Raw genomic sequence first — 12,366 nt, forward strand, 5'->3', positions numbered from 1 at the left:
AGATGATCGTCGGTATTGATCTGGGCACCACCAACAGCCTGGTGGCTGTATGGCGCGACGGCAGCAGCGAGCTGGTGACCAACGCATTGGGAGAAACACTCACCCCCAGCGTTGTCGGGCTGGACGACGACGGGCAGATCCTGGTCGGCAAGGCAGCCCGCGAACGCCTGCAGACCCACCCGGGAAAAACCACCGCCCTGTTCAAGCGTTACATGGGCAGCGCCCAAGAAATTCGCCTGGGATCTGCTACTTACCGCCCCGAAGAGTTGTCATCGCTGGTGCTCAAAAGCCTGAAGGCTGATGTCGAGCGCGCGTTTGGCGAGCCTGTCACCGAAGCGGTGATCAGCGTCCCGGCCTATTTCAGCGACGCGCAGCGTAAAGCCACGCGTATCGCCGGGGAGCTGGCGGGGCTCAAGGTCGAGAAGCTCATCAACGAGCCAACAGCGGCGGCACTTGCGTATGGCCTTCACCAGAAGGAAGGCGAAACCTCGTTTCTGGTCTTCGACCTGGGTGGCGGTACCTTCGACATCTCGATCCTCGAACTTTTCGACGGCGTGATGGAAGTGCGTGCCAGCGCGGGCGACAACTTTCTGGGGGGTGAAGATTTCGATCAGGTCATGGTCGAGCACTTTGTGAACCTGCACCGCGATGAGCCGGACTTCCCGTCAACGGAGCTGATTGCCCCGGCCTTGCGGCGCGAAGCCGAGCGGGTGCGCAGGGCTTTGGGCCAGGACGGGAGTGCCGACTTCGTATTGCGTCACGCCGACAGGGAATGGCGAAAAACCATTACTCAAGAGCAAATGAGCGATTTTTATGCGCCCCTGCTCAACCGCCTTCGCGCGCCGGCCGAGCGTGCGCTTCGAGACGCGCGGATACGCGTCGCCGATCTGGATGAGATTCTGCTGGTGGGCGGCACCACGCGCATGCCACTGATCCGCAAGCTTGCCGCGAGCCTGTTCGGGCGCTTCCCTTCCATTGCACTCAATCCCGATGAGATCGTCGCTCAGGGCGCAGCGGTGCAGGCGGCGCTCAAGCAACGGGACGCAGCGCTGGAGGAGATCGTCCTCACCGATGTGTGCCCTTACACACTGGGGATCGAGACCATCACGCAAGTTGGCAATCGCTATGAAAGCGGTCATTACCTGCCCATTATCGAACGCAACAGTGTCGTACCGGTCAGCCGGGTAAAAACGGTCCAGACCGTCAGTGATGATCAAGAGCACGTTATGGTGCGGATCTTTCAAGGCGAAAGCCGCATGGTCAAGGACAACATCGCCCTGGGCGAGCTCATTATCCCGATCCCCAAGGCGAAGGCCGGCGAAGTGGCGCTGGATGTGCGTTTTACCTATGACAACAACGGCCTGCTGGAGGCCGACGTGATGACACAGTTGACCGGGGAACGTCACAAGCTGGTCATCGAAAACAACCCAGGCGTGATGACGCCTGATGAAATACAGGAACGCCTTCAGGTACTTGAAGCGCTCAAAGTCCATCCGCGCGAACAGCAGGCCAATACTCACCTGATCGCCAGACTTGAACGCCTGTATCAGGAATGTCTGGGCAGCGATCGAGAACTTATCGATCACTGGACCACTCAGTTCCAGCATGTTCTTGAAACGCAGGACGAGCGGCAGATCAGCGAAATTCGCAAGCAACTCAAACAGGAAGTCGACACGTTCGAGCAGGGCGCAAGATGATCGACTGTTGGTCCGTACTTGAGCTGAATAACGATGCCGACGAGCGCAGCATCAAACGCCAATATGCCCGGTTACTGAAGGTCAACCGCCCAGATGAAGACCCGGTAGCCTTCCAGAATCTGCGTGATGCCTATGAAGAGGCGCTGCAGCGGGCACGATCGCGCGCAGATGAAGACGACCAGCCTGTCATGCTGCGCCAGCCCTTGTCTGAGCCCTCGCCTGCCCCGCTTCTGACAACGACCGTTATCGAGCAGTCCGATGGCATGGACTGGCTTCAACAGGTCAGGCAAACCACAGCGCAGAACCTGCCCGAGCAACAGCAGCTCGCCATGGAGCATGGACAGGCGGAGCGCTTTCAACAACTGTTGCTGCTGGAGTGCCTGAACGACTCGGCGCGTCGCGTCGAATTGATCAAAGCTGCATTTCAGCATCTGCGCTGGCTGACGGTATGGCAAAGCATTCATATCAGCAGCTACCAGCAGCACGCCTTGGCCGAGGCGATATTGCGCGAGGCGTTCGAAGCGTTCAGCGCACTCATCGAAAGCGGGCAGCATGCACGCTTCATTGAAGAACTTCAGACGCTGGAGCAGCAGCCCTGGCTGACAGAGCTGGAGCGTCGCGAGCATTTGCAATGCAGGTGCATGGTCTTGCTGATTGCCAGCCACCATGTGACCTCTGACCTGCTGGAACAGACACGCGCGGTATTTGGCTGGAACCTGCAGCAAAACCTTCACCCCGGTCCTGAAGACCTTTGGCAGACGCTGCGCCAGCGATACGAAGAAGTGGAGTACGCCGAGCATCTGCAACGCCTGCTCGACGCCAAACCGAGCACTGCCGAAGGCAAGGCCGCGCACTTGATGTTCAAGCCGCCACGTCTGGCTGCGCGGATCCGTACCGCAGTCAAGCAAGACGCTTCGGTGTGGAACGCCTGCGCGCATATTCAGGAGCAGTTGACCGTCCACTACCCCGACGTCCTCAAGCGCTACCCCGAAGCAGACCTGAATGCCTGGAAACTCATGCGTGAGCAGAGCGACTTCACGCCTCTCATCTGGGTCTACATCGGCGCGTTTCTGCTGGCGTTGCTGGCGCCTCCACTAGCGCCTGAAGGCACGGAATACAATCCGGGAACGCGGGTCCTCGTGCTGTTCCTGACACCGCTCTGGACAACCGTCGGCTTCTTCATCTTTATCTGCGTATGGCGTCCGCTGATGATTCTGGCAGAGCCTGCCGATGCCTGGCTGAGCAGCAAGTTACTGCCCAAGGTGCTGAGCTGGCCCGGTGCCCAGGCGCTGGTCTTGCGGCATGGCCTTCCGTTTTTGTTTCTAGGCCTTGTCCATGTGCTCGACGGCCCGCGCACGCTGCTGGTTTATCTGCTGCTGGCGGTGCTGTGGGTCGCCCTGTCGCCCTATCGCTACCTGTTTCAGACAGCGCCTGCCCGGCAGAAGATTCGACAGTTTTATGCAAGACACACGGTCATGGTGATCATCGGCACGCTGAGCATCGTCATGGCAGCGCTGTTGCTCTCCTCTAAACTGAGCGCTTGAGCGGTCTTCTGTCGGCAATCCACCAGAAGACCCTGCTGCGAGCGCTTCCATCGGCAAGAATCCGCTTACCCCTGCTGGGCAGATAAGCGGATTCTTGCTCATAAAAGTCGCCCGACCGCTCTAGAACAAGCCCTCATGGTCTGGCACAGCTCCTGCTATGTAACACGCAGGGCATCCAATGCCTCCTTCCAAAAATAATGAAAAACAAGGAACACCATGGAAACTTCCAATCCCGCCTCCCATGGGTCGGCTGCTACTGCCGCTGGCCAGAAAACCACCTCCAGCCGTCTCAAATCGATTTTCAGTGGTTCGGTCGGCAACATGGTCGAGTGGTACGACTGGTATGTCTACGCCGCCTTCTCGCTGTACTTCGCCAAAGCCTTCTTTCCCAAGGGCGACACCACCGCCCAGTTGCTCAACACCGCTACGATCTTTGCCGTCGGCTTTCTGATGCGGCCTATCGGTGGCTGGCTGATGGGGCTTTACGCTGACTACAAAGGGCGCAAGGCTGCGCTGATGGCATCGGTGCTGTTGATGTGCTTCGGCTCGCTGATTATTGCCCTGACACCAGGCTATGAAAGCATCGGCGTCGGTGCTCCGATCCTGCTGGTGTTCGCCCGCTTGCTGCAGGGCCTGTCTGTCGGCGGTGAATACGGCACGTCCGCCACCTACCTCAGCGAAATGGCCACCAAGGAACGTCGCGGCTTCTTCTCCAGCTTTCAGTACGTCACTCTGATTTCCGGCCAGCTCATCGCGCTGGGCGTTCTGATCGTCCTGCAACAGACGCTGACCACGGAGCAATTGTATGCCTGGGGCTGGCGTATACCGTTCGTCATCGGTGCACTGTGCGCAATCGTCGCGCTGTTTCTGCGTCGCGGCATGGAAGAAACCGAGTCGTTCACGCGCAAGAAGAAGGAAAAGCCCAAGGAAAGCCTGATGCGCACGCTGATGCGTCATCCCAAGGAACTGATGACCGTCGTGGGTCTGACCATGGGCGGGACGCTGGCTTTCTACACTTACACCACTTACATGCAGAAGTATCTGGTCAACACCGTCGGCATGAGCATCACCGACTCGACGTCGATATCAGCGGCGACGCTGTTTCTGTTCATGCTGTTGCAGCCGGTGGTCGGTGCGCTGTCCGACAAGATCGGGCGTCGTCCGATCCTGATTGCGTTCGGCGTGCTGGGAACGCTGTGTACCGTACCGATCCTGACCACGCTGCATACCATTCAGACATGGTGGGGTGCGTTCTTCCTGATCATGGCGGCACTGATCATTGTCAGCGGCTATACCTCGATCAACGCAGTGGTGAAGGCAGAGCTGTTTCCGACCGAGATCCGCGCGCTGGGCGTCGGCCTGCCTTACGCCCTGACAGTATCGATCTTCGGCGGCACTGCGGAATACATCGCGCTGTGGTTCAAGAGCATCGGTATGGAGACCGGTTACTACTGGTACGTCACTGCCTGTATTGCCTGCTCGCTGCTGGTGTATGTGTTCATGAAAGACACGCGCAAGCACTCGCGTATCGAAACTGACTGATCGGATTGCGACGATTCTCGTGCCCAGGCTCCGCTCTCATCGTTATATACAAATCTCGTGGGAGCGAGCTTGCTCGCGAAGAGGCCGGTACAGTCTCCAGAAATAGAGCGTTATGACTGACTCTTCGTGAGCAATGGGGATCGCCGCCCCGTTCACTCCATTTTTCGGGCTTATCGAGACGTGTGTATAACGCTGAGGACTCCGCGCAGGCAGAAGAGTCATTCAGGCTCACTTACAACGATCAATATCATCGCCCGCATTGATACATCAGCCGCTACAAAACAATCCATTACATGCAGCACCTGCAACAGAGTGTTACAGGGAGGTGCGTTATTTAGCCAACTTTCAGCAATAACCGCTTGAATAAACTGCGCTTTTAATTTGTCAAGAGCCTTTATTACAAGACTTTTCAAGAATTGCACCACAATAATGCAACCCCCGCTGAAAGGCCCGAAATCAGAGCATCACAGCCAACTATCATTTTTAGCGATGATCGCTAGCAATCCTATTAACTTCTTAATAATCCGCTGGCGCGTAGCATTGCCTCCATACCGGGATGACAACTCACCCGACACGCATTGGAGACATCATCATGAAAACCAACACACTGATCTTTGGCCTGGCTATCTCTGTTCTGGCTTCGAGCGCATTTGCACTTCCAGCCACCAACGTTCAGAGCGACCTGTCCAGCACCACCCTCGTTGCTGAAGGCGGCACCAAACACACTAACGTCGGCTCGATCCGTGTATCTGCGGACGGCGCAGATCATGTCGGCGCCAACCGTCTCGCCGCTGATGGCGCAGACCGCGTCGGTGCCAACCGTCAGGCTGCCGATGGTGCAGACCACGTCGGTGCCAATCGTCTTGCTGCAGACGGTGCAGATCGCGTAGGCGCCAATCGTCTGGGCTGATCGCTCACGCAACACCCCCAAAGCCCGGCTGATGTCGGGCTTCTTCATGTCTGGCTCAGAATGAAACACGCACGCCCCTCTGGCATCCTCTGCAAATGCGCAGCACTATGCTGACATCCACTATTGAGCCCATCAGGAACCGAGCATGTCAGACGCTATTCACTCCTACGAGCCATCCAAGGGTCACGGCCTGCCGCACGACCCGTTCAACGCGATTGTAGGCCCACGCCCGATTGGCTGGATTTCGTCGCAGGATGCCAACGGCAAACTCAACCTGGCACCTTACAGCTTCTTCAACGCGTTCAACTACGTGCCGCCGATCATCGGCTTCTGCAGCGTGGGTCGCAAAGACAGCCTCAATAATATCGAGCAAACCGGCGAGTTCGTCTGGAACCTGGCGACCCGCTCGCTGGCCGAAGCCATGAACCAGAGCTGCGCGCCGGTGGCGCCGGACGTCAGCGAATTCGAACTGGCAAACCTGACCCCACTGGCCTCGCAGATCGTCTCGGTGCCGCGTGTACTCGAAACACCGGTGTCGTTCGAGTGCAAGGTCACACAGATCATTCAGTTGCAGCGTGCCGACAAGGAGTTGGTGCCCAGCTGGTTGATTCTCGGCGAAGTGGTGGCGGTGCATATCGACAAGTCGCTGCTCAAGGACGGCGTTTACGACACTGCCGCCGCCGAGCCGATTCTGCGCGGCGGCGGCCCGGCGGATTACTTCCAGCTCGGCCCGAAAGCGCTGTTCAAGATGTTCCGCCCAGGCGCCTGATCAGGCGTCAGCCCACACCGGTTCGCCCTCTGCATCGATATCGACCAGCCGCTGCAGCTCTTGCACAGCGGCCAGGTCGGCATCATCGGCGGTCTTGAATTTCTGGTCCGGCAGCAGCGCATGGAAGCGCGGTGCGCCCCCGGCGCCCAGCGCCTTTACGGCAATCGCCGCGTTATACCCCTGCTCGGACGGCATGACTGCCGAGACCACTTCAAACCCGTTGTATTCCTTGCGTGCCATGTCTCTCAACCCTGCCAATACGTCAAAGCGCGAATTCTAGCGCGTCTTTCGGCTCGTCCGACACGCGGCATGCAGCGATAAAGCCGCCGACGCAAAACCCAACCTTGTCCTACACTCTAATCAGTCCTTTCAAACTGCTCTGTAGCCGAGGTAAGGAGTGCGTCATGAAAGCAATAACAAGAAAGTGCATGGTTGTCGCAGGAGCTCTGGCGGTATTGGATGTCTACAGCGCCGGTGCCTATCGTAACGAACTGGCGCGCCAGGCCCCCTATGTTTCCAGCTGTACGTTTGGCCATTGCGTGCCAACCGATGCAACCTTCAGCGCCTTGCGATGAGACTCGCGCCGCGTGAATTGCATTGCCATTGCACAAAGGCAGCTATCGATTAGCAAGCTATCGGATTAGACTGGCCAGACTCTCCCGCCACACTTGCGGCGGGTCAACACTGCCATCAGGTTTTGCCTTGACCAGTCTTAATCAAACGCCTCCGGCCATCCGCAGCATCCTGTTTGCGTTGATGATGGCAGTCCTGCTCAGCGCGCTGGACCAAACCATCGTCGCGGTGTCGATGCCCGCCATTTCCGCGCAATTCAGGGATATCGATCTCCTGGCCTGGGTCATATCCGCCTACATGGTGTCGCTGACCGTGGCCGTGCCGATCTACGGCAAGCTCGGCGATCTTTACGGGCGACGTAAACTGATGCTGTTCGGGCTGGGGATTTTTACCCTGGCTTCGCTGTTCTGTGGCCTGGCGCAGAGCATGGAACAACTGGTGCTGGCGCGCGTCCTTCAAGGTATCGGCGCTGGCGGGATGGTTTCGGTCAGCCAAGCGATCATCGCCGACATCGTTCCACCTCGCGAGCGCGGCCGTTATCAGGGTTACTTCAGCAGCATGTACGCCGTGGCCAGCGTCGCCGGGCCGGTACTCGGTGGCCTGATGACCGAATACCTGTCCTGGCGCTGGGTGTTCCTGATCAATCTGCCTCTGGGAGCAGCCGCGCTGATCGTCGCGTATCGGACCCTCGTCGGCCTGCCAGTCCCGCAACGCAAGCCGATTATCGATTACCTGGGTACCGTGCTAATGATCATCGGCCTGACAGCGCTGCTGCTGGGGATTACCGAAATTGGCCAGGGGCATGGTCTGGGCGACACCGAGGTTCAGTTGTTACTGGGCACGGCCCTGCTGACACTGGCCATTTTCGTCTGGTATGAACGTCGCACAGCCGAACCCTTGCTGCCCATGCATCTGTTCACCAACAAGAGTGCCGTGCTGTGCTGGTGCACCGTGTTCTTCACCAGTTTTCAGGCCATTTCCCTGATTGTTCTGATGCCGCTGCGTTATCAGACCGTTACCGGGGGCGGCGCAGACAGCGCCGCCCTGCACTTGCTTCCACTGGCTATCGGCATGCCGATGGGTGCCTATTTCGCCGGGCGACGCACCGCGCATACCGGGCGTTACAAGCCACTGATCCTGACCGGTGCGCTGTTGATGCCGGTTGCGATTCTGGGCATGGCCTTCACGCCGCCGCAATCGCTGATAGTGATGAGTCTGTTCATGATCCTCACCGGTGTTGCGACCGGTATGCAGTTCCCCACCTCATTGGTCGGCACCCAGAATTCGGTTCAGCTCCGGGATATGGGCGTGGCCACCAGTACGACCAATCTGTTCCGCTCACTGGGTGGTGCAGTGGGCGTGGCACTGATGTCGGCGCTGCTGTTGGCCATGTTGCAACACACCGGAGTCGGCCAACTCGGCGCAGGAGCACTGGGTGGCGAAGGCGGCTCCGGCAATGTCCTGCTCGACAGCCTTAACGCGGCAACCGGCCCGGCGCTGGAAACTCTGCGCGCCGAACTGGCAGTGACCTTCAGAAATCTGCTGATCACCAGTGCAGCCATTTCGTTGCTCGGTCTTGCGGCAGCCGCGGTGATGCCCAATACGTTGTTGCGAGGACGGGACTGATCGGCCTTTCAGTTTCAGGAATGCATCCCGGCCCAAAACCATTGCGTTTTCTTGCTCTTTATATGGGCAAACGCAGGCATGAGTTCACCTTCGTCGAAGTGTCGACGTGAGCCTGACTGTGCGCTGCTGAACCAGTTGCCGGAGCGAGGGCAGGCTTGCCCGGCATTGACCGGCGGCAGCGGCTTTTCGTCGAATCGCGCATACCACTGCGCGGTGGTTTCATCGGTAAAGCCAATCCCTGGAACCAGGTAGGGATGAAGATTTCCGGTGTCCTGCAGGCGAATCGGCTTGATCATCCTGTTGACCGTCACATAAGACTGCGGCGGCGGCAGCCCTCTCCCGCCCAGTTCGGGCACCTCACCGGCGCGGATGATCAAGCCATTGCGATAGGTGTGGAACACGATCTCGCTGTGAGCGCTCATCTCGCCGCGCATTTTGTCGCTGCCTCCCAGTTGCCTGACGAACGCATCGCCAAGCACGGTGTACCAACTGACGCCCTTTATGCGGTCCAGCAGACGCAGGCTTTCAATGTGCGGGCCGGGATCGACCATCAGCCCGCTAAAATCCTGAGCAAGCCGAAATTCCCGGGGCAAATACTGATGGCCGTCGCACGGCAAAACGCAGGCAAGACCACCAAAGCCGTGCTCGGCCTGCAGTTCGCTGCTGAGGTACCTGATCCACTCCTCGTACTGTTTCAAGCCGTCGGGCTCGGTCAGATATGACCAGGGCAGAACCATTTTCAGGCATGATCGATCGTTGTCGGCCTGGCCCTCTGAAGTGTTCATCACGAACAGGCTGTAGGTGGCGACTTCAGCCTGAGTGGCGCTGGCGATAGACCAGATGAACTGCTCGTCTGGCGGGCTCTCGACAATCTGGCGCCGGGTCGAAGCGAACCCGGAGCCGCTCAGGCGACGCATGCGTTTGAAGAGTTGCCATTTGAGTCTGGTTTTGAACGCTTCGTAAAAGCGCAAAAAGCAGGCTTCGACGCGACGCTTCATCTCCACAGTATGTCCATTGCGAAAATACAGTGTGGTGATCAACCCCAATCGTATGACCGGTGTGCCCAATACTGAATCCATGGCCACACGTTCAGATTGTTGCGTGATCCTGGCCAATAACCCCACAGCGTCAGTTGCAGTGTCCGACATGCCCTGCCCTCCCATCAGTCGCCGGGGTCAGGTTTTTGCGCGTACCTGCATGCCCTTCGCAGGTATCGGTCACGCCAGAGATGTCCCCGCTCATTGGGTAGACATGGCCCTGCCTGCCCGAGTAGACATCAGCGTAACTGGTGATGATTTCAGGGCACATAGGCGCAAGATTCGGCAAAAACATGCAACCTTCCTCTCTTCTGATCTTTCAGGAGGCGAAGAGTGAAGGGAGTTTTCCTGCGGAGCAATACTCGGAATTTACTTTGGGAAATCAGCTACATGTATCAGGAAATGTCCTACTTGCTTCCTACAATATCTTGTCAGATCAACGCTCGCTGATGCTTGCACGGCGAGCGCAATCGGTAAATACAGGTAAACGATCGGTAAACACACTATATAAGAGGCACGGATTGGAGTTAGGCTCTGCACAGCATCGCTGGCAGGCGGAACCGGCGGGTGCCGCCGCCGGTCATGTTCAGTCAGGCGCCAACTGTCGAGCGGTTGCTGTCGATCAGCAACGTCGGGCTGAAACGCAGCATGTCCAGGCACACGTCGACCAGTTGCTCGGCCTCTGCGGGCAGCGAGAAGCTGTCCGGAACCAGCAGCCATTGGTAAATGATGCCGTTGACGTAGGCAAACAGCGCCACGGCAGCCCGGGCGGTGTCCAGCCCTTTGGGTAATTGCCCCTGGCGTACGGCGTTGTTCAGCCCCAGGGTGATACGGTCGTGGCACTGTATGGCGTTGTCCTGACGCTGACGACGGAAATCACACATCTCGTCGGTAAACTCGCACTTGTGAAAGAGGATTTCATTGATGCGACGGGTTTTCGGGTCCAGTGCGAGTTCATGAAACAGGTGAATCAACAGATTTCTCATGCAGCCCAGCGGGTCTTCCTCGTCCTCGCTCTGGCTGGCCTCGGCCATTTCGTCAAGAGGCTCCTGAAGGCTGTCGAGCATGGCCTGCACCAGATCGGCCTTATTGTTGAAGTGCCAATAGATGGCGCCTCGCGTCACACCGGCAAGGGTGGCAATGTCGGCCAGCGTAGTGCGGGCGACGCCTCGCTCATAAAAAGCCTGCTCGGCAGCCTCCAGAATCTGGCTGCGAGTGATCTGAGCTTCCTCTTTGGTGCGACGAACCATGGCAATAAGACCTCAAAAAATTCACCTCGGGCATGCGTCTTGCGTCATGCCTCGAGATATGACCGGGCGGCATTTGTCTCGCCTTGTCCCGAATTGGCTCCCGGCTCCCTGAATACTGGCCGAATGCGCACGGCAGGTGTTTACAAACAACCGCGAATGTAAGTATATTCCTTAGCATGCTACTTATCTAGCCGAAATATTTTTTAACACTTCAACGTACTGTTGAGAAAACAGGCTCCTGCCCCGAGGATCTTCATGCAATTCAAGCCAGCTGTTACCGTTCTGGTCACTGCCATCGCCCTGGCAACCCTGCTCAGTGGCTGTGGCAAGAAGGAACAGGCCGCCCCGCCTGCGCAAACCCCTCAGGTAGGCGTCGTTACCATCAAAGCACAGCCGTATACCCTGACCACCGAGCTGCCGGGTCGCACCACCGCATTCCGCGTTGCCGAGGTTCGCCCTCAGGTCAACGGCATCATTCTCAAGCGTCTGTTCACCGAAGGTGGCGATGTCAAAGCCGGTCAGCAGCTCTACCAGATCGATCCGGCTGTCTATGAAGCCAACGCCAACAGCGCCAAGGCCACCCTGCAGTCCGCCAAGTCGATGTCCGATCGCTACAAGCAACTGGTCAGCGAGCAGGCAGTGAGCCGTCAGGAGTACGACACGGCGCTGGCATCCACCCAGGAAGCTCAGGCAACCCTGCAGACCGCCCAGATCAACCTGCGCTACACCAAGGTGCTGGCTCCTATTTCCGGTCGTATCGGTCGCTCTGCGGTGACTGAAGGCGCACTGGTGAGCAGCGCGCAGACCGACGCGATGGCAACCATCCAGCAACTCGATCCGATCTATGTCGACGTGGTGCAGTCATCTGCCGACATGCTCAAGCTGCGCAGCGACCTGGATAGCGGCAAGCTGCAGAAAGCCGGTGACAACGCGGCCAAGGTCAAGCTGACCCTGGAAGACAACAGCGTCTACGCCCAGGAAGGCAAACTGGAATTCTCCGAGGTATCGGTTGACCAGACCACCGGCTCCGTAACCCTGCGTGCGGTGTTCCCGAACCCTGAACACCGTCTGCTGCCGGGCATGTTCGTTCATGCTCAATTGCAGGCTGGCGTCAATTCAAAGGCCATCCTGGCACCGCAGCAAGGCGTAACCCGTGACCTGAAAGGCACGCCGACCGCCATGGTAGTCAACCAGGACAACAAGGTTGAAATGCGTACGCTGGTGGCCAATCGCACCGTGGGCAGCGACTGGCTGATCGAAGACGGCCTGAAAGAAGGTGATCGCGTCATCACCGAAGGCTTGCAGTACGTCAAACCAGGCGCCGAAGTGAAAGTCGCCGAAGCGACCAACGTCAAAGGAGCAAACCCGGCACCTGCCCCGGCCACTGATAAAGCCGCAGGCAGCAAAGGGGAGTAACC

12 protein-coding genes are annotated in these 12,366 nt (G+C 58.2%); 8 read left to right on the top strand and 4 right to left on the bottom strand.

Translation table 11 applies throughout. The features are described from left to right. Window positions 1-2 precede the first annotated feature (2 nt). From V476_RS05225 to V476_RS05235, 3 genes are all read left to right on the top strand, one after another. On the top strand, window positions 3-1,697 hold the full coding sequence (locus V476_RS05225) for a molecular chaperone HscC (RefSeq protein ID WP_024960564.1): 1,695 nt from the start codon (window positions 3-5) through the stop codon (window positions 1,695-1,697). After that, window positions 1,694-3,241, top strand: a complete 1,548-nt coding sequence (locus tag V476_RS05230; protein WP_024960563.1) for a J domain-containing protein — start codon at window positions 1,694-1,696, stop codon at window positions 3,239-3,241. Before V476_RS05225 ends, V476_RS05230 begins: the two co-directional genes overlap by 4 nt. Window positions 3,242-3,457: 216 nt before the next feature. Continuing rightward, window positions 3,458-4,783: an MFS transporter gene (locus V476_RS05235; protein WP_024960562.1), complete on the top strand. Its 1,326-nt coding sequence runs from the start codon at window positions 3,458-3,460 to the stop codon at window positions 4,781-4,783. A 218-nt stretch (window positions 4,784-5,001) separates the two neighbouring features. On the opposite strand, the gene V476_RS26690 is transcribed toward V476_RS05235, so the two are convergent. Then, window positions 5,002-5,196 carry a hypothetical protein gene (locus V476_RS26690; protein ID WP_161780161.1) on the bottom strand — a complete coding sequence of 65 codons (195 nt, stop codon included), beginning with the start codon at window positions 5,194-5,196 and terminating at the stop codon, window positions 5,002-5,004. A gap of 179 nt (window positions 5,197-5,375) precedes the next feature. On the opposite strand from V476_RS26690, the gene V476_RS05240 reads away from it, so the two are divergent. Then, entirely contained in the window at window positions 5,376-5,693 is a 318-nt protein-coding gene (locus tag V476_RS05240; protein ID WP_003395917.1) for a hypothetical protein, read from the top strand. Between the two features lie 145 nt (window positions 5,694-5,838). Then, on the top strand, window positions 5,839-6,462 hold the full coding sequence (locus tag V476_RS05245; protein WP_024960561.1) for a flavin reductase family protein: 624 nt from the start codon (window positions 5,839-5,841) through the stop codon (window positions 6,460-6,462). Here the strand turns inward: V476_RS05245 and V476_RS05250 are convergent, their stop codons facing one another. Beyond that, window positions 6,463-6,702 carry a hypothetical protein gene (locus tag V476_RS05250; protein ID WP_003406313.1) on the bottom strand — a complete coding sequence of 80 codons (240 nt, stop codon included), beginning with the start codon at window positions 6,700-6,702 and terminating at the stop codon, window positions 6,463-6,465. 164 nt (window positions 6,703-6,866) lie between these two features. Here V476_RS05250 and V476_RS28555 point away from each other — a divergent pair, with 164 nt between their 5' ends. Then, a complete protein-coding gene (locus V476_RS28555; RefSeq protein WP_162839177.1) occupies window positions 6,867-7,037 on the top strand; it encodes a hypothetical protein in 171 nt (56 codons plus the stop codon). A gap of 127 nt (window positions 7,038-7,164) precedes the next feature. Further along, window positions 7,165-8,661, top strand: a complete 1,497-nt coding sequence (locus tag V476_RS05255) for an MDR family MFS transporter (protein WP_004389716.1) — start codon at window positions 7,165-7,167, stop codon at window positions 8,659-8,661. A gap of 14 nt (window positions 8,662-8,675) precedes the next feature. On the opposite strand, the gene V476_RS05260 is transcribed toward V476_RS05255, so the two are convergent. After that, window positions 8,676-9,809 carry a DUF3396 domain-containing protein gene (locus tag V476_RS05260; RefSeq protein WP_004416342.1) on the bottom strand — a complete coding sequence of 378 codons (1,134 nt, stop codon included), beginning with the start codon at window positions 9,807-9,809 and terminating at the stop codon, window positions 8,676-8,678. Window positions 9,810-10,288: 479 nt separating this feature from the next. Continuing rightward, on the bottom strand, window positions 10,289-10,948 hold the full coding sequence (gene pmeR / locus V476_RS05265) for an auxin-lysine conjugate-binding transcriptional regulator PmeR (protein WP_003395927.1): 660 nt from the start codon (window positions 10,946-10,948) through the stop codon (window positions 10,289-10,291). Window positions 10,949-11,203: 255 nt separating this feature from the next. On the opposite strand from pmeR, the gene V476_RS05270 reads away from it, so the two are divergent. Next, a complete protein-coding gene (locus V476_RS05270) occupies window positions 11,204-12,364 on the top strand; it encodes an efflux RND transporter periplasmic adaptor subunit (protein WP_024960560.1) in 1,161 nt (386 codons plus the stop codon). The last annotated feature ends 2 nt before the right edge of the window (window positions 12,365-12,366 follow it).

The sequence above is a fragment of the Pseudomonas syringae KCTC 12500 genome (genome assembly GCF_000507185.2).
GTDB classification, from domain to species: domain Bacteria; phylum Pseudomonadota; class Gammaproteobacteria; order Pseudomonadales; family Pseudomonadaceae; genus Aquipseudomonas; species Aquipseudomonas syringae.

Excerpts from the sequence above, each read along its gene's own strand:
- V476_RS05225 (WP_024960564.1), top strand. The coding sequence starts at position 3 with ATGATCGTCGGTATTGATCTGGGCACCACCAACAGCCTGGTGGCTGTA.
- V476_RS05230 (WP_024960563.1), top strand. The coding sequence starts at position 1,694 with ATGATCGACTGTTGGTCCGTACTTGAGCTGAATAACGATGCCGACGAG.
- V476_RS05235 (WP_024960562.1), top strand. The coding sequence starts at position 3,458 with ATGGAAACTTCCAATCCCGCCTCCCATGGGTCGGCTGCTACTGCCGCT.
- V476_RS05240 (WP_003395917.1), top strand. The coding sequence starts at position 5,376 with ATGAAAACCAACACACTGATCTTTGGCCTGGCTATCTCTGTTCTGGCT.
- V476_RS05245 (WP_024960561.1), top strand. The coding sequence starts at position 5,839 with ATGTCAGACGCTATTCACTCCTACGAGCCATCCAAGGGTCACGGCCTG.
- V476_RS05250 (WP_003406313.1), bottom strand. The coding sequence starts at position 6,702 with ATGGCACGCAAGGAATACAACGGGTTTGAAGTGGTCTCGGCAGTCATG.
- V476_RS28555 (WP_162839177.1), top strand. The coding sequence starts at position 6,867 with ATGAAAGCAATAACAAGAAAGTGCATGGTTGTCGCAGGAGCTCTGGCG.
- V476_RS05260 (WP_004416342.1), bottom strand. The coding sequence starts at position 9,809 with ATGTCGGACACTGCAACTGACGCTGTGGGGTTATTGGCCAGGATCACG.
- pmeR (WP_003395927.1), bottom strand. The coding sequence starts at position 10,948 with ATGGTTCGTCGCACCAAAGAGGAAGCTCAGATCACTCGCAGCCAGATT.
- V476_RS05270 (WP_024960560.1), top strand. The coding sequence starts at position 11,204 with ATGCAATTCAAGCCAGCTGTTACCGTTCTGGTCACTGCCATCGCCCTG.